This window comes from Streptomyces sp. NPDC054961 (genome assembly GCF_053609145.1).
In genome coordinates this window covers 27,147-43,804 of sequence record NZ_JBSGWY010000054.1, presented here as the reverse complement: position 1 = coordinate 43,804, position 16,658 = coordinate 27,147, and the positions used below count along the sequence as shown (strand labels likewise).

Below are 16,658 nucleotides of genomic sequence, written 5' to 3'. Positions count from 1 at the left end.
TGTTTTGTGTCAGTCCCCCCCCCCCCCCCCCCGGCGCCCCCGCCCCCCCCCCCCCCCCCCCCCCGCCCCCCCCCCCCCCCCGGTCTGCTGGCCGCCCTCGGCGTGCTCGCGCTGATCGCGTTGGCGAGCATCGCCGTCGGCGCCAAGCAGATGCCTCTCCACGACGTCTGGCACGGCCTGTTCCACTACTCCGGTACGCCCTCCGACGTCGTCGTGCGCGACCTGCGGGTGCCGCGCACCCTCCTCGGCGTGCTCGTCGGCCTGGGCCTGGGCCTCTCCGGCGCCGTGATGCAGGCCCTGACCCGCAACCCGCTGGCCGAGCCCGGCATCCTCGGCGTCAACGCCGGGGCCGCGGCCGCCGTCGTATCGGCCATCAGCTTCCTCGGAGCGGACTCGCTCGACGCGTTCGTGTGGTGGGCCTTCCTCGGTGCCGCCGTCGTCTCCGTGGCCGTGTACCTGCTCGGCGGCAGCCGCAGCGCCACGCCGGTGCGGCTCGCGCTCGCCGGTACGGCGGCCAGCGCGGCCCTCGTCGGCTACATCAACGCCGTGCAGCTGATGGACAGCAAGGCGCTGGACAAGCTCCGCTTCTGGACCGTCGGTTCGCTCGCCTCCGCCACCATGGACACCGTCCAGCAGGTGGCGCCGTTCCTGCTGGCCGGCGCCGTGCTCGCGCTCGCCCTCGGCCGGCCGCTCAACGCGATGGCCATGGGTGACGACACCGCCCGGGCGCTCGGCGCGAACCTGACGCGGACCCGGATCGGCGCGATGATCGCCATCACCCTGCTGTGCGGGGCGGCGACCGCCGCCTGCGGACCGATCGTCTTCGTCGGCCTGATGATCCCGCACCTCGTACGGGTGTTCACCGGGCCGGACATGCGCTGGGTGCTCGCCTACTCGGCGGTGCTCTCGCCCGTCCTGCTGCTCGGCGCCGACGTCATCGGCCGCGTCGTCACCCGGCCCGCCGAACTCCAGGTCGGCATCGTCACCGCCCTGGTCGGCGGCCCCGTCTTCATCTACCTCGTCCGGCGCAAGAGGATGGCCCAGCTGTGACCGTGACCGCCGCACCCCGAAAGGCGCGTCCGGGCCGTCCCGGACCCCGGCCGCTGCACCTGCCCGGCGGGATCTCGCTGCGCGTCGAGCGGCGGGCGCTGGGCGTGGGCGTGCTGCTCCTGGTGCTCGCGCTGGCCATGGCCGTGGTCCTCATCGGCACCGGCGACTTCCAGATCGCGCCGTGGGACGTCGTGCGGACCCTGCTGGGCGACGGCACGCCCGCGCACGACTTCATCGTCAACGACCTGCGGCTGCCGCGGGTCCTGGTCGCCGTGCTCGTCGGCGCGGCCCTCGGCATGTCCGGCGCCGTCTTCCAGTCCGTCTCGCGCAATCCGCTCGGCTCGCCCGACGTACTGGGCTTCGGCTACGGCTCGGCCGTCGGCGCGCTGGTCGTCATCGTCCTGTTCAACGGCGGCGCCGGCCAGGTGGCCGTGGGCGCGCTGGTGGGCGGTACCGTGACCGGCCTCCTCGTGTACCTGCTCGCCTACAAGCAGGGCATCCACGGCTACCGGCTGGTCCTCGTCGGCATCGGCTCCTCCGCGATGCTGGTCGCCGTCATCCAGTACCTGCTGACGAAGGCGCAGCTCGTCGAGGCCACCCGCGCGATGGTCTGGCTGACCGGCTCGCTCGCGGGCCGGGACTGGGCGCAGGTCTGGCCGCTGCTCGCCACCTGCGCGGTGCTGTTCCCGCTGATCCTCGGCCGGAGCCGGGCGCTGCGGATGATGGAGATGGGCGACGACGCGGCGTACGCCCTCGGGGTGCGGGTCGAGCGGACCCGGCTGCTGCTGATGGTCGCGGCGATCCTGCTGACCACCGCGGCCAGCGCCGCCGCCGGGCCGATCAGCTTCGTGGCGCTGGCCGCGCCGCAGCTGGCGCGCCGGCTGACCCGCTCGCCCGGGGCGAGCCTGCTGACCGGGGCGCTGATGGGCGCCCTCCTGCTGATGGTGTCCGACTGGGCCTCCCAGCGGGCCTTCGGCGCCGACCAACTGCCGGTGGGCGTGGTGACGGGCCTGGTCGGCGGCGTCTACCTGCTCTGGCTGCTCGTCACCGAGCGCAAGGCGGGCCGCATATGAGGAACCAGAGGGGTATGAGCAACCAGAGGAGCAGGCAAGTGCAGCGGCTGACCGCGGAGAACGTGACCCTCGGCTACGAACAGCGGGTCATCGCCGAGAACCTGTCGGTGGAGATCCCGGACAACTCCTTCACCGTGATCGTCGGCCCCAACGCCTGCGGCAAGTCCACCCTGCTGCGCGCCCTCTCGCGGATGCTGAAGCCCACGCGGGGGCGGGTGCTGCTGGACGGGCAGGCCATCGGTTCGATGCCGGCGAAGAAGGTCGCCAAGACGCTGGGGCTGCTGCCGCAGTCCTCGATCGCGCCCGACGGCATCACGGTCTGCGACCTGGTCTCGCGCGGCCGCTACCCGCACCAGGGCCTGCTGCGCCAGTGGTCGGCCGAGGACGAGCGGATCGTGGACGAGTCGATGGCGTCCACCGGGGTCGCCGAACTCGCGGACCGGGCCGTGGACGAGCTCTCGGGCGGACAGCGGCAGCGCGTGTGGATCGCGATGGCGCTGGCGCAGCAGACGCCGCTGCTTCTCCTGGACGAGCCGACGACGTACCTGGACATCCAGCACCAGCTCGACGTGCTGGACCTGTGCGCGGAGCTGCACGAGAACCAGGGCCGGACCCTGGTCGCCGTGCTCCACGACCTCAACCACGCGGCCCGCTACGCCACGCACCTGATCGCGATGCGGGACGGGAAGGTCGTCGCCGAGGGGCCGCCGGCCGAGGTGGTCACGGCGGAGCTGGTCGAGCGGGTGTTCGGGCTGCGCTGCCAGATCATCGACGACCCGGAGACGGGGACCCCGCTGGTGATCCCGGCGGGGCGCAAGGCCCGTACGAAGGCCCCGGTCTAGCACGGTGACCGGGCGGGGGGCGCCGGGCCTGGTCCCGGGCCTCCGGCCCGGTCCACCGCGCTAGAGCAGGCTCTTGAGCTTCAGCAGGTCGCGGAAGCCCGCCTCCAGGCGGACCCGGCCCGAGGCCCAGGCCTTGGCGAACTTCAGCTCGCCCGAGACCAGCGCGAGCAGGTCGTCGCCGGTCATGGCGAGCCGGATCTCGGCCTTGGCGCGTGGGGGCCCGGGGGAAACGGCGTCCACCCGGATCCGGCCTCCGTCGAGGCGTCCCGTGAAGGTCTGGTCCAGGTCGGTGATGTGGCAGCTCAGCGAGCGGTCGAGCGCGGCCGCACCGCGCACGTCGCCGTCGGCCCGCGCGAGATTGCCGGAGAGTTGGTCGAGTGCTGCACGGCACTCTTCGATCGTAGCCATCGTGATCACGACCGTACCGCAGAGTTGTGGGTCGCCGCGGTGGCGCCGGGGGGTAGCGTCGGGGGCATGACCGACGAAGCGTCCCCCGTACCGCAGGACCCGGCCCCGGCCTCCGCCGCGCGATCGGAGGACGGGACCGCGGACGCCGCCGAGGACCGGACCGAGGACCGGGCCGGGCTTCCGGCCGACGGGCAGACCGGAGCCGGCGGGCTGGCCGGAGCCGGCGGGCTGGCCGGAGCCGGCGGGGCGCCCGCCGGGCCGGCCGCGCTGGGGATCGTACGCACCGCCACGGGACACGCCGAGGTGGACGCGCGCCTGGAGCGGCTGGCGGACGCGGACCGCCTTCCGGCGGACGGACACGTCGGGGTGTACGAGGATGTACACAGGGGGCTGCGCGACGCGCTGACCGCGCTGGACGCACCCGTGGGCCCCCGTCCGCACGAAAACAGGAGCTGAGCCGAACGTGGCAGGAGTGGCACGCCGCCGCCTGGACGCCGAACTGGTACGTCGCAGCATGGCCCGCTCGCGGGAGCACGCCGCGCAGCTGATCGCCGCCGGCCGGGTGACGGTGGGGGGCAGCACCGCGACGAAGGCGGCCACCCAGGTCGAGACCAGCGCGGCCCTCGTGGTCCTCAAGGACGACGACGACCCCGACTACGTGTCCCGGGGCGGCCACAAGCTGGCGGGGGCCCTCGCGGCCTTCCAGCCCCAGGGGCTGCTCGTCGAAGGGCGCCGGGCGCTGGACGCGGGCGCCTCGACCGGCGGATTCACGGACGTGCTGCTGCGCGCGGGCGTGGCCCACGTGATGGCCGTGGACGTCGGCTACGGCCAGCTCGCCTGGTCGCTGCAGAGCGACGACCGGGTCACCGTCAAGGACCGGACGAACGTGCGCGAGCTGACGGTCGAGCAGCTCGACGGGCTCCCCGTGGACCTCGTCGTCGGCGACCTCTCCTTCATCTCGATCGGCCTGGTGCTCCCGGCGCTCGTACGGTGCTGCGCGCCGGACGCGGACCTGGTGCTGATGGTCAAGCCGCAGTTCGAGGTCGGCAAGGACCGTCTCGGCAGCGGTGGCGTGGTGCGCAGCCCGGAGCTGAGGGCGCAGGCCGTGCGGGACGTCGCGGCCCAGGCCTGGAAGCTGGGACTCGGTGTGGCCGGGGTGACCGCGAGCCCGCTGCCGGGTCCCTCGGGCAACGTCGAGTATTTTCTGTGGCTTCGGGCGGGAGCACCGGCACCCGACCCGGCGGATGTTGACCGTGCAGTGGCGGAGGGGCCGCAGTGACAGAGCTTTCGGGGGACCCGGCACAGTCGGCTGGACCGGCGCGGTCGGGGGAATCAGGGCAGTCGGGGGAAACGGGTCAGCGCACGGTCTTCCTGCTCGCGCACACCGGGCGGCCGGCGGCCATCCGCAGTGCCGAGCTGGTCGTGCAGGGGCTGCTGAAGAACGGGCTGGGCGTACGGGTCCTGGAGCACGAGGCGGTGGACCTGCCGCTGCCGCCCGAGGTGGAGCTCGTGGCGGAGTGCACCCCGGAGGTGTTCGACGGGTGCGAGCTGCTGATCGTGCTGGGCGGCGACGGGACCCTGCTGCGCGGCGCGGAGTTCGCGCGCGGCTCGGGGGTGCCGATGCTGGGCGTCAACCTGGGCCGGGTCGGGTTCCTCGCGGAGGCCGAACGGGACGACCTGGACAAGGTCGTGGACCGGGTCGTGACGCGGGCGTACGAGGTCGAGGAGCGGATGACCCTCGATGTGGTCGTGCGGACCAACGGGGACGTGCTGCACCGGGACTGGGCGCTGAACGAGGCGGCCGTCCAGAAGGTGTCCCCGGAGCGGATGCTGGAGGTGGTGCTGGAGATCGACGGGCGCCCGGTGTCCGGCTTCGGCTGTGACGGGATCGTCTGCGCGACTCCGACGGGCTCGACCGCGTACGCCTTCTCGGCCGGCGGGCCGGTGGTCTGGCCGGAGGTGGAGGCACTGCTGATGGTGCCGATCAGCGCGCACGCGCTGTTCGCGAAGCCGCTGGTGACCTCGCCGGACTCGGTGCTGGCCGTGGAGGTGCAGACCGGGACCCCGCACGGGGTGCTGTGGTGCGACGGGCGGCGGACGGTGGAACTGCCGTCCGGGGCCCGGGTGGAGGTCCGGCGGGGGACGGTGCCGGTGCGGCTCGCCCGGCTGCACCACGCGTCCTTCACGGACCGGCTGGTCGCGAAGTTCGCGCTGCCGGTGTCGGGGTGGCGCGGGGCGCCGCACTAGCGGGTCCGTGGGCAGGCGTACCTAAATAGCATGACTGTTCGATCGCCTCTGGGCGGGTGACGTCACATGGCACCCGTGAAACCTCGGTATCGTCGTCCCGTGCTTGAGGAGATGCGGATACGGTCGCTCGGGGTCATCGACGACGCGGTGGTCGAGCTGTCGCCCGGTTTCACCGCGGTGACCGGCGAGACCGGCGCGGGCAAGACGATGGTCGTCACCAGCCTCGGGCTGCTGCTCGGCGGGCGGGCCGACCCCGCCCTGGTGCGGATCGGCGCCAAGGCGGCGGTGGTCGAAGGGCGCGTCGTCATGCGCCCCGACGCCCCGGCCGCCCTGCGTGCGGAGGAAGCGGGAGCCGAGCTCGACGACGGCGCCCTGCTGATCAGCCGGACCGTTTCCGCGGAGGGACGCTCGCGCGCCCACGTCGGCGGCCGCTCCGTGCCCGTCGGACTGCTCGCGGAGCTCGCCGAGGACCTCGTCGCCGTCCACGGCCAGACCGATCAGCAGGGTCTGCTCCGGCCCGCCCGGCAGCGCCAGGCCCTCGACCGGTACGCGGGCGACGCCGTCTCCGTCCCGCTGGAGAAGTACGCGGCCGCCCACCGGCGGCTGCGCGCCGTCTCCGGGGAGCTCGAGGAGATCACCACCCGGGCCCGGGAACGCGCCCAGGAGGCCGATCTGCTGCGTTTCGGGCTCGACGAGATCGCCGCGGTGGAGCCCGTCGCCGGCGAGGACGCCGAGCTGGCGGCGGAGGCCGAGCGCCTCGGCCACGCCGAATCGCTGGCCTCGGCCGCGCAGACCGCGCACGCGGCCCTCGCCGGGAACGTCGAGGACCCGGAGGGCGTCGACGCCGGCGCGCTCGTCGCCGGGGCGCACCGCGCCCTGGAATCCGTACGCGCGCACGACCCGGCGCTCGGCGCGCTCGCCGAGCGGATCGGGGAGCTGGGGATCCTGCTCGGGGACGTGGCCGGTGAGCTCGCCGGATACGCCGACGACCTGGACGCCGACCCGCTGCGGCTGGCGGCCGTGGAGGAGCGCCGGGCGGCGCTGACGCAGCTGACGCGCAAGTACGGGGACTCCGGCAACACCGTGCGGTCGGTGCTGGAATGGGCCGAGCAGGGCTCCGTACGGCTGCTGGAGCTCGACGGCGACGACGGGCGGATCGAGGAGCTGACCGCCGAGCGCGACGGGCTGCGCCGGGAACTCTCCCAGCTGGCCCAGGCGTTGAGCGATGCGCGGGGCGAGGCCGCGACCCGCTTCGCGTCGGCGGTCACCGAGGAGCTGGCGTCGCTGGCGATGCCGCACGCGCGGGTGACCATCGACGTCCGCCAGACCGAGGACCCCGAAGGGGTGGAGGTCGGCGGCCGCCTCGTGGCGTACGGGCCCACGGGCACCGACGAGGTCGAGCTGCTGCTGGCTCCGCACCCCGGGGCCCAGCCGAGGCCCATCGCCAAGGGCGCCTCGGGCGGTGAGCTGTCCCGGGTGATGCTGGCCGTCGAGGTCGTCTTCGCGGGCTCCGACCCGGTGCCGACGTACCTCTTCGACGAGGTCGACGCGGGAGTCGGCGGCAAGGCGGCCATCGAGGTCGGGCGGCGGCTCGCGAAGCTGGCCGAGTCGGCTCAGGTCGTGGTGGTCACCCACCTGCCGCAGGTGGCGGCCTTCGCCGACCGGCAGCTGCTGGTGGAGAAGACCAACGACGGCTCCGTGACCAGGAGCGGCGTCACCGTCCTGGAGGGCGAGGCCCGGATCCGCGAACTGTCGCGCATGCTGGCCGGCCACGAGGACTCGGTGTCGGCGCGGGCGCACGCGGAGGAACTGCTCGCGGCGGCGCAGACGGTGCCCGGCCGCGGGGACCGCCTTTAGCCCGTGTGAGTGAGGCTCGGGGGTGCGGAACCACATCTCGTACGGGATCCGCACCCGTATGGTCCCGGAACGCGCGTGCGGACTGGCATTCTGGGCGACGTATCTGCCCCCTCACCCTGGAGCTTCGGCCCGTGAGCAGCTCCCCGGTATCGGTCCCCGTCCTCCGCACCGTCCAGGTACTCGGCGGTGCGAGCGGTGGCGCGCACGTGCGGTCGCTGGCCACCGGGCTCGCCGCCCGGGGCGTACGGGTCACCGTGTGCGCGCCCGTGGAGGCGGAGGGGGAGTACGACTTCACCGGCGCCGGCGCCCGGTTCACCCCTGACGCGGCGAGCGCGCTGCGGGCCGCGTGCGTCGAGGCCGACGTGGTGCACGCGCACGGCGTACGAGCCGGCCTGCGCGCGGCACTGGCCCTGCGCGGGCGGCGCATCCCCATGGTCGTCAGCTGGCACGGCGGCGGCCCCGGGGCGGGCCGGCTGAGCCGGCTGCTGGAACGGCGCGTCGCGCGGGCGGCGGCGATCGTCCTCGGGGCCTCGTCGGCGCAGGTCGACCTGGCCCGGCGGCTGGGGGCGCGGGACGCGCGGCTCGCGGCGGTGGCCGTACCGGCGCCGGTGCCGCAGGGGCCTTCGGCGGTCGTCGAGCCCGGGAAGGTGCGGGCGGAACTGGGCGTGGTCGAACGGCCGTTGCTGATCGCCGTCGGGAGCCTGGTGGCGAGGCGCGGATACGCGGTACTGCTGGACGCGGCGCGGGCGTGGCGGACGCTGGACCCGCTGCCGCTGCTGGTGATCGCGGGGGAGGGCCCGATGCGGGCGGAGCTCGCGCGGCGCATCCGGCTGGAGGGGCTGCCGGTCCGGCTGCTCGGCCGCAGGCGGGACGCCGCTCGGCTGCTCGCCGCGGCGGACGTCGCGGTCCTGGCGAGCCGGTGGGAAGGGCGGTCGCCGCTGGCGCAGGAGGCTCTGCGGGCGGGCGTGCCGTTGGTGGCGACGGCGGTCGGGGGCCTGCCGGAGCTGGTGGGCGAGGCCGGGGTCCTGGTCCCGTACGGGGACGCGGACGCGCTGGCCGCGGCGGTCTCGGGACTGCTGACGGATCCCGCGCGCCGGGCGCGGCTGGCGGAGGCCGGGCGGGCGCAGGCGCAGACGTGGCCGTCAGAGGACGACACGGTCGCGCAGGTCCTGTCGGTGTACGACGAGTTGGTGCCGCGGCGGCGGTGACTCCCGCCGCCCCCGCGCGCGGCCCCCGCGTCACGCGGGAGGCGGCGTCGCGTGGCGGCGGGCGCGCAGGGCCAGGCTGAGGGAGAGGACCGTTTCCGGGTCGTCCAGGTCGGCGCCCAGGAGGTCCGATATGCGGGCCAGGCGGTTGTACAGGGTCTGGCGGTTCAGGTGCAGCTCGCGCGCGGTCTCCGCCTTGCGGCCGGCGTGCGCCAGATAGGTCTCCAGGGTCGGCAGCAGCGGCGGGCGGGACACCGCGTCGTGGACGCGGAGCGCCCCGATCGCGCGGTCCACGAAGGCCGCCAGGTCCGGGTGTTCGCGCAGCCGCCACAGCAGCAGATCGATGTCCAGCCGCCGTGCGTCGTACCAGGGGCGGGCGGGGAGCCCGTGGGCCGCCGTGGCGGTCTCCGCGGCGTGGCGCAGGCCCGCCGAGGCCGCCGCCCAGCTCCCGCAGACGCCGACGACCACCGCCGGCGGAGCCCCGGCCCGGTCCAGGCCCGCCCGCTCGACGCCGGCCCGCAGCGCCGCCGCGACCCGGTCCGCCACCGTCGCGCGTTCGGTGTCGGCGCGCAGGGAGACCAGCAGGGGGACGCGGCCCTCCACCGGCCGGACCCCGAGGAGCACCGGGACGCCGACGGAGGCGAGTTCCTCCAGGACCGCCCGCGCCAGGACGGCCCAGTTCCCCGAGGGGCCCAGTTCCGAGGACAGCCGCATGACGACGGGGAGGAGGGGGCCGGTTCCGGGCCTGAAACCCAGGACGCGGGCCTGCGCCGGCGCGTCCTCGGCGGAGATCCGGCCCTCCGCCAGGTCGGTGAGGAAGTCGCCGCGGCCGCGGGCCGCCAGCTCGTCCTCCTGCCGGGCCTGCATCAGGACCACGGCCAGTACGCCCGCCGTCCGCTCCGCCGCCATCCGGTGCACGGGCAGCAGCGGCGAGGACACCCCCAGCAGCACCAGCCGCGCGCGGACGGACCCCGTGCCGTGGCCGCCGCCCGGGACGTCGACCACCACGCAGTTGCCGGACGGCTCGGCGGTGCGCTGGCCCCGCAGGCCCTCCCACACCTGGAGGGGATCCGCCGCGGCCTCGCCGACGGCCGGACCGGCCGCGTACAGCAGCTGGCCGTCGGGGGTCTCCAGGAAGACCGGGTTGGCCGTGAAGTCGGCCAGGATGTGCAGGACCTGGGGGATACCGCCGCCGCCCAGCAGGGCCTCCGTACAGCGCCGGTGGACTTCCTCGGCGCGCTGGAGCAGGGCGTAGTGGCCGTTGACGATCTCGGTGTGGACCTCCTCCGTCACCGTGACGAAGGGGACTTCCCGGTGGAGCTGGACCAGCGGGAGACCGGCCGCGCGGGCCGTCTCCACGAGGGTGGCGGGCAGCCGGGGGAAGCGCGGGCCCAGTTCGACGACCAGGGCGGCGATGCCCCGGTCCGCGAGGCGCCGTACGAAGGCGCGCTGCTCGGCGGGCCGGGTACCGAGGCCGAGCCCCGTGGTCAGCAGCAGCTCGCCGCCCTTGAGCAGGGACGCGATGTTGGGGACCTCGCCCGCGTGCACCCAGCGGACGGTGCGGCCCAGCCGGTCGGCGCAGGCCACCACCTCCGGCAGTCCGCTGCGCAGTCCCGGCAGCTCCAGTGCCCGCTGAACCGTGATCCCGCCCTGGTTGTCCATATCGCGGACCGTACCGGCCGTCCCGTTCCTCCGGCTAACCGGGTTTGATGTTGTGGTTGAAGCGGAAGACGTTGTCCGGGTCGTACCGCCGCTTCACGGCGCCCAGCCGGGCCAGGTTCTCCGTGCCGAGTCCCGCCACGACCCGCTCCGGGCCCTCGTCGCCGGTGAAGTTCAGGTAGACCGCGCCCGTGCTCCACGGCCGCACGTCGGCCCGTACGTCCTTGACCCACTGGCGGCACCGGTCGTCGTCCGCCGGGTCCTCCCAGACCCCGAAGGGGTGCACGGCCCAGGCGGCGTCCCGGTACGGCACCGGGAACTCCGACGGCCCCCGCGCGATGGCCCCGCCCAGCGGGAACAGGACGTGCTGGGTCCCCGTCGGCACCGGCATCGCGCGGGCGCGGGCGCAGAACACGTCCACCAGCTCGTCGGGGAGGGCGGTCAGGTACTCGGCCGACCAGTAGTTCCGCATCCCCGGCGGGTCGTCCATCATGCACTGGAGGTCCGCGTAGGGGATCGCGGTCAGCACCTCGGCGACGTGCGGCAGCGACAGGAGCGGGCCGACGAGCTCCCGCAGCGCCTCCTCGCCGCCCGCGTAGGTCACCAGCACGCCCGCCAGCAGGGTCCCGACCAGATGCTCCGGGACGAAGGGTTCCGGCGGGCCGGTCATGTAGATCACGCCGCCGCCGGCCTCGGGCCCGGCGGCCCCGATGACGTCCCGGTAGACGCGCAGCACCTCGGGGCCGGACTCCGGCGGGTACAGCAGCAGGCACATCGCGAACTCCGGCAGCGGGTGCAGGCGCAGCGTCAGGGAGGTCGCCACGCCGAAGTTGCCGCCGCCGCCGTGCAGGGCCCAGAACAGTTCCGGGAAGTCCTCGGCGGTCGCGGTGAGCGTGGTCCCGTCGGCGGTGACCAGGTCCACGCCGAGGAGGTTGTCCACGGCCAGGCCGAAGTCGCGGTCCAGCCAGCCGGAGCCGCCGCCCAGGACGAAGCCGGCGACGCCGGTGGTGGAGACGCGGCCGCCGGTGGTGGCGAGCTCGTACGGCTGGCAGGCGCGGTCCAGATGACTCATCAGCGCGCCGCCGCCGATCCGTACGGCCCGCGCCGCGGGGTGCACGGTGACCTCGTGCATCCGGCGCATGTCGATGACGACCCCGCCGTCGTTGAGGGACATCCCGGCCACGCTGTGCCCGCCGCCGCGCACGGCGACCGGCAGGTCGAGCTCGCGGGCGAAGCGGACGGCGGTGACCACGTCCGCCTCGCTCTCGCACCGGGCGATGACCGCGGGGCGCCGGTCGACCATCGCGTTGAAGACCGTGCGGGCCTCGTCGTAACCGGCGTCGTCCGGGGCGAACACCTCGCCGGCGAGGTCCTCGCGGAGCGCGGTCAGGGCCGTGCCCGCCTTCGAAGTGGACGTCATGGCCGAGGCCCTTCCTCGCGGAGGCGTGGGACCTTTCCAGCGTAGGCGGGGCGGGGGGTGCGGGCGCGCCGAGAGCGACGGGGACGGGGGAGCGGGGCTGGGGGACCCGGAGGACGGGGCCCCCAGCCCGGGACGGGCGTCAGCCGCCGTAGGCGCCGCTCGCCGTCAGGCGCAGGGCCGTGTCGATCAAGGGGACGTGGCTGAAGGCCTGCGGGAAGTTGCCGACCTGGCGCTGGAGCTTGGGGTCCCACTCCTCCGCCAGCAGGCCCAGGTCGTTGCGCAGCGACAGCAGCTTCTCGAAGAGACGGCGGGCCTCGTCGACGCGGCCGATCATCGCCAGGTCGTCGGCCATCCAGAACGAGCACGCGAGGAAGGCCCCCTCGTCGCCCTCCAGGCCGTCCACGCCCGCCTCCTCGCCCGCCGTCGGGTAGCGCAGGATGAAGCCGTCCGGGGTGGACAGCTCGCGCTGGATCGCCTCGATCGTGCCGATCACCCGCTTGTCGTCCGGCGGCAGGAAGCCCATCTGCGGGATGAGCAGGAGGGAGGCGTCCAGCTCCTTCGAGCCGTAGGACTGCGTGAACGTGTTGCGCTCCTTGTCGTATCCCTTCTCGCACACGTCCTGGTGGATCTCGTCGCGCAGTTCCCGCCACCGCTCCAGCGGACCGTCCGCGTCCCCGCTCTCGATCAGCTTGATCGTGCGGTCCACGGCCACCCACGCCATCACCTTCGAGTGCACGAAGTGCCGCCGCGGGCCGCGCACCTCCCAGATGCCCTCGTCCGGCTGGTCCCAGTGGGTCTCCAGGTAGCGGATGAGTTTGAGCTGGAGCAGCGACGCGTAGTCGTTGCGGGCCAGGCCCGTCATGTGGCCCAGGTGCAGGGCCTCGGTGACCTCGCCGTACACGTCGAGCTGCAGCTGCCCGGCGGCGCCGTTGCCGACCCGGACCGGGCGCGAGCCCTCGTACCCGGGGAGCCAGTCGAGCTCGGTCTCGCCGAGCTCGCGCTCGCCCGCGATCCCGTACATGATCTGCAGGTTCTCCGGGTCTCCGGCCACCGCGCGCAGCAGCCAGTCCCGCCACGCGGAGGCCTCGTCGCGGTAACCGGTGCGCAGCAGCGAGGAGAGGGTGATGGCGGCGTCGCGCAGCCAGGTGTAGCGGTAGTCCCAGTTCCGGACGCCGCCGATCTCCTCGGGGAGGGAGGTGGTCGGCGCGGCGACGATCCCGCCCGTGGGGGCGTACGTGAGGGCCTTGAGGGTGACCAGGGACCGGATCACCGCTTCCCGGTAGGGGCCGTGGTACGTGCACTGCCCGACCCAGTCCCGCCAGAAGTCGGTGGTGGCCGTGAGGGCCTCCTCGGCCTCCGGTGCCTGCGGCGGCTCCTTGTGCGAGGGCTGCCAGCTGATGCAGAAGGCCATCCGGTCACCCGGGCCGACCGTGAAGTCGGAGTACGTGGTGAGGTCCTTGCCGTACGTCTGCGCCTTCGTGTCCAGCCAGACCGAGTCGGGCCCGGCGACGGCGACCGTACGGCCGTCGACCTTGTGCACCCAGGGGACGACGCGGCCGTAGCTGAACCGCATGCGCAGCGCGGAGCGCATCGGGACGCGCCCGCTGATGCCCTCCACGATGCGGATGAGCTGCGGGGCGTGGTCCTCGCGGGGAGGCATGAAATCGATCACGCGGACGGTGCCGCGCGGGGTGTCCCACTCCGACTCCAGTACCAGCGAGTCGCCACGGTAACGGCGGCGCGAGGCGCGCGGGGCCTCGGCGCCGGCCGGGAACGCCGGGCCGATCCGCCAGAAGCCGTGCTCCTCGGTGCCGAGAAGGCTCGCGAACACGGCATGGGAGTCGAAACGTGGCAGGCACAACCAGTCCACCGCCCCGTCCCGGCAGACCAAAGCGGCGGTCTGCATGTCCCCGATCAGTGCGTAATCCTCGATGCGCCCGGACACGTTGCATCTCCAGTCGAACAGCACGTCCGCCCCGAAGGGCGCTGGCATTGCGCGGTCGCGCGGGGCTCCCGTCCCTATGAGTGTGGAACGTCGCGCCCCGCCCATGATTCCGGAACCGAGCGGGTTACGCCGTTCGCGGGGCTGCTCGACGGTCTGGTGATCGTTCTGCGAGCAGGATAAGACGAAACCCTAGTGATCCCCCTGAGCCCCGGGACAATGTGACTCGGCTGAACGGGTGACCTGGGACGATGCGGCCGACACGGTGCGCAGGAGGGTCCGCGCCGCGTGGCCGGAGGCGGAGCGGCCCCGGCGCTGATAGGCTGGTATCCCGTGGACCGGTGGTCTGCCTGTGCGAATCAGGAGCCCCGAAACCGCAGCTTCGGCGCCCCCTGAGACCCCCTCCGGATCGATGGTGGCAGGCGCCGGACGCACCTTCACCTCGCGACCACGGGAGCCCCCTCTTGGCGATGCCGCCCAAATCCATGACGACCAAGCACATCTTCGTCACCGGGGGTGTCGCTTCCTCCCTCGGCAAGGGCCTGACGGCCTCGAGCCTGGGTGCGCTGCTCAAGGCGCGCGGTCTCCGGGTCACGATGCAGAAGCTCGACCCGTACCTGAACGTCGACCCGGGCACGATGAACCCGTTCCAGCACGGCGAGGTGTTCGTCACCAACGACGGCGCCGAGACGGACCTGGACATCGGCCACTACGAGCGCTTCCTCGACGTCGACCTCGACGGCTCGGCCAACGTCACCACCGGCCAGGTCTACTCGCAGGTCATCGCCAAGGAGCGGCGCGGCGAGTACCTCGGTGACACCGTGCAGGTCATCCCGCACATCACCAACGAGATCAAGCACCGCATCCGCCGCATGGCGACCGACGACGTCGACGTCGTCATCACCGAGGTCGGCGGCACGGTCGGCGACATCGAGTCCCTGCCGTTCCTGGAGACCGTCCGCCAGGTCCGCCACGAGGTCGGCCGCGACAACGTCTTCGTCGTGCACATCTCGCTGCTGCCCTACATCGGCCCCTCCGGTGAGCTGAAGACCAAGCCCACCCAGCACTCCGTCGCGGCGCTGCGCAACATCGGCATCCAGCCCGACGCGATCGTGCTGCGCGCCGACCGCGACGTCCCCACCTCCATCAAGCGCAAGATCTCGCTGATGTGCGACGTCGACGAGGAGGCCGTGGTCGCGGCGATCGACGCCAAGTCGATCTACGACATCCCCAAGGTGCTGCACACCGAGGGCCTGGACGCGTACGTCGTGCGCAAGCTCGACCTGCCGTTCCGCGACGTCAACTGGACCGTCTGGGAAGACCTGCTGGACCGGGTCCACAACCCGGACCACGAGGTCAAGGTCGCGCTCGTCGGCAAGTACATCGACCTGCCGGACGCCTACCTGTCGGTGACCGAGGCGCTGCGCGCCGGCGGCTTCGCCAACAGGGCCCGCGTCCAGATCAAGTGGGTCACCTCCGACGACTGCAAGACCCCGGCCGGCGCGGCGGAGGTGCTCGGGGACGTGGACGCGATCTGCGTGCCCGGCGGCTTCGGCGACCGCGGCGTCAACGGCAAGGTCGGCGCGATCACCTACGCCCGCGAGAACAAGATCCCGCTGCTCGGCCTGTGCCTGGGCCTGCAGTGCGTGGTCATCGAGGCCGCGCGCAACCTCGCGGGCATCCAGGACGCGAACTCCACCGAGTTCGACGCCTCCACCCCGCACCCGGTGATCTCCACGATGGAGGAGCAGCTGGCCTTCGTCGAGGGCGCGGGCGACCTGGGCGGCACGATGCGCCTGGGCATGTACCCGGCGAAGCTCGCCGAGGGTTCCATCGTGCGCGAGGTCTACGGCGACCAGGCGTACGTGGACGAGCGCCACCGCCACCGCTACGAGGTCAACAACGCCTACCGCGGCGAGCTGGAGAAGAAGGCCGGTCTGGTCTTCTCCGGCACCTCCCCGGACAACAAGCTGGTCGAGTACGTCGAGTACCCGCGCGAGGTGCACCCCTACCTGGTGGCCACCCAGGCCCACCCGGAGCTGCGCTCGCGTCCGACGCGCCCGCACCCGCTCTTCGCGGGCCTGGTCAAGGCCGCGGTGGAGCGGCAGCAGGCCGCGAAGTAGCACCCGGGCGGGCCGTTCGAGCGGGCCGCCGGGGCCGACCGCATAACGTAGACAGCCGGGGTACGGAGATCCGTACCCCGGCTGTCGCGCGTTGTGGAGGGCTTCGGGGCATGGAGATCAAGGACACGGCGGAATCCTGGGAGACGGTGTCGACGCGGCGGCCGTTCCAGGGCGCGAAGACGGCGGTGGCCTCGGACGAGGTCCGGATGCCGGACGGGTCCGTGGCGCGGCGCGACTACCAGGTGCACCCGGGGTCGGTGTGCGTCCTGGCGCTGGACGAGGAGGAGCGCGTGCTGGTGCTGAGCCAGTACCGGCACCCGGTGGGGCGCAGGCTGTGGGAGCTCCCGGCGGGCCTGCTGGACGTGGTGGGCGAGAACCCGCTGCACGGCGCGCAGCGCGAGCTGTCCGAGGAGGCGCACGTCAAGGCCGGGGACTGGCGGGTGCTGGCCGACTTCTACGCCTCGCCCGGCGGCTCGGACGAGGCGATCCGGATCTTCCTCGCGCGGGGCGTCTCGGAGGCGGACGGGGAGCGGTACTCGGAGTCCGGGTCGGAGGAGGCGGACATGCAGCTGGCGTGGGTGCCGCTGCCCGAGCTGGTCCGGGGGGTCCTGGCGGGGGAGATCGGCAACCCGGGACTGGTGACGGGCGTCCTGGCCCTGTCGGCGGCCCTGGCCCGCGAGGGCGGCCTCGAGGCGCTGCGCCCCGCCGACGCCCCCTGGCCGGCCCGCCCGTACGAGGCGTAGCCCCCGGCCCGCTCCGTCCGCCCGCGCTGCCAGTCCGGGCGGCCGGGTCCGGGTCCGCGCCCGCGTGGCCGGTCCGCGCGGACCGGGCG

At 73.7% G+C, this 16,658-nt stretch carries 14 protein-coding genes; 10 read left to right on the top strand and 4 right to left on the bottom strand.

The features are described from left to right. Positions 1-84: 84 nt before the first annotated feature. The 3 genes from ACWF9Z_RS32835 to ACWF9Z_RS32825 are packed head-to-tail and all read left to right on the top strand — an operon-like array spanning position 85 to position 2,965. Complete coding sequence (locus ACWF9Z_RS32835) at positions 85-1,050, top strand: FecCD family ABC transporter permease (RefSeq protein ID WP_453608500.1); 966 nt, start codon at positions 85-87, stop codon at positions 1,048-1,050. 2 nt (positions 1,051-1,052) lie between these two features. Continuing rightward, the gene (locus ACWF9Z_RS32830; RefSeq protein ID WP_453608497.1) at positions 1,053-2,123 is read left to right on the top strand and encodes a FecCD family ABC transporter permease; all 1,071 of its coding nucleotides are present in this window, start codon (positions 1,053-1,055) and stop codon (positions 2,121-2,123) included. Positions 2,124-2,137: 14 nt separating this feature from the next. Then, positions 2,138-2,965 (top strand): ABC transporter ATP-binding protein, encoded by an 828-nt coding sequence (locus ACWF9Z_RS32825; protein WP_453608478.1) that lies wholly within the window; start codon positions 2,138-2,140, stop codon positions 2,963-2,965. A gap of 60 nt (positions 2,966-3,025) precedes the next feature. On the opposite strand, the gene ACWF9Z_RS32820 is transcribed toward ACWF9Z_RS32825, so the two are convergent. Next, a complete protein-coding gene (locus ACWF9Z_RS32820; protein ID WP_453608475.1) occupies positions 3,026-3,373 on the bottom strand; it encodes an SCP2 sterol-binding domain-containing protein in 348 nt (115 codons plus the stop codon). 210 nt (positions 3,374-3,583) lie between these two features. Here ACWF9Z_RS32820 and ACWF9Z_RS32815 point away from each other — a divergent pair, with 210 nt between their 5' ends. The 5 genes from ACWF9Z_RS32815 to ACWF9Z_RS32795 all read left to right on the top strand — a co-directional run bounded on the left by ACWF9Z_RS32815 (position 3,584) and on the right by ACWF9Z_RS32795 (position 8,685). Continuing rightward, positions 3,584-3,829, top strand: coding sequence for a hypothetical protein (locus tag ACWF9Z_RS32815; protein WP_453608494.1), 246 nt, complete (start codon positions 3,584-3,586; stop codon positions 3,827-3,829). Between the two features lie 7 nt (positions 3,830-3,836). Further along, entirely contained in the window at positions 3,837-4,652 is an 816-nt protein-coding gene (locus ACWF9Z_RS32810) for a TlyA family RNA methyltransferase (RefSeq protein WP_453608472.1), read from the top strand. After that, positions 4,649-5,620 (top strand): NAD kinase, encoded by a 972-nt coding sequence (locus tag ACWF9Z_RS32805; RefSeq protein ID WP_453608469.1) that lies wholly within the window; start codon positions 4,649-4,651, stop codon positions 5,618-5,620. The genes ACWF9Z_RS32810 and ACWF9Z_RS32805 overlap by 4 nt, the downstream gene beginning before the upstream one ends. Positions 5,621-5,731: 111 nt before the next feature. Continuing rightward, positions 5,732-7,477 (top strand): DNA repair protein RecN, encoded by a 1,746-nt coding sequence (gene recN / locus ACWF9Z_RS32800; RefSeq protein ID WP_453608491.1) that lies wholly within the window; start codon positions 5,732-5,734, stop codon positions 7,475-7,477. A 131-nt stretch (positions 7,478-7,608) separates the two neighbouring features. Beyond that, positions 7,609-8,685, top strand: coding sequence for a glycosyltransferase family 4 protein (locus ACWF9Z_RS32795; RefSeq protein WP_453608466.1), 1,077 nt, complete (start codon positions 7,609-7,611; stop codon positions 8,683-8,685). Between the two features lie 30 nt (positions 8,686-8,715). Here ACWF9Z_RS32795 and ACWF9Z_RS32790 read toward each other — a convergent pair whose 3' ends face one another. From ACWF9Z_RS32790 to ACWF9Z_RS32780, 3 genes are all read right to left on the bottom strand, one after another. Beyond that, entirely contained in the window at positions 8,716-10,344 is a 1,629-nt protein-coding gene (locus ACWF9Z_RS32790) for a PucR family transcriptional regulator (RefSeq protein ID WP_453608463.1), read from the bottom strand. Positions 10,345-10,378: 34 nt separating this feature from the next. After that, on the bottom strand, positions 10,379-11,761 hold the full coding sequence (locus tag ACWF9Z_RS32785) for an FAD-binding protein (protein ID WP_453608461.1): 1,383 nt from the start codon (positions 11,759-11,761) through the stop codon (positions 10,379-10,381). A 139-nt stretch (positions 11,762-11,900) separates the two neighbouring features. Next, the gene (locus ACWF9Z_RS32780; RefSeq protein WP_453608458.1) at positions 11,901-13,754 is read right to left on the bottom strand and encodes a glycoside hydrolase family 15 protein; all 1,854 of its coding nucleotides are present in this window, start codon (positions 13,752-13,754) and stop codon (positions 11,901-11,903) included. A 419-nt stretch (positions 13,755-14,173) separates the two neighbouring features. Between ACWF9Z_RS32780 and ACWF9Z_RS32775 the strand changes: the two genes are divergently transcribed. Together ACWF9Z_RS32775 and ACWF9Z_RS32770 are read left to right on the top strand one after the other, a co-directional pair. After that, positions 14,174-15,826, top strand: a complete 1,653-nt coding sequence (locus ACWF9Z_RS32775) for a CTP synthase (protein ID WP_453608455.1) — start codon at positions 14,174-14,176, stop codon at positions 15,824-15,826. Between the two features lie 110 nt (positions 15,827-15,936). Further along, the gene (locus ACWF9Z_RS32770) at positions 15,937-16,569 is read left to right on the top strand and encodes an NUDIX domain-containing protein (RefSeq protein ID WP_453608453.1); all 633 of its coding nucleotides are present in this window, start codon (positions 15,937-15,939) and stop codon (positions 16,567-16,569) included. Positions 16,570-16,658 lie beyond the last annotated feature (89 nt).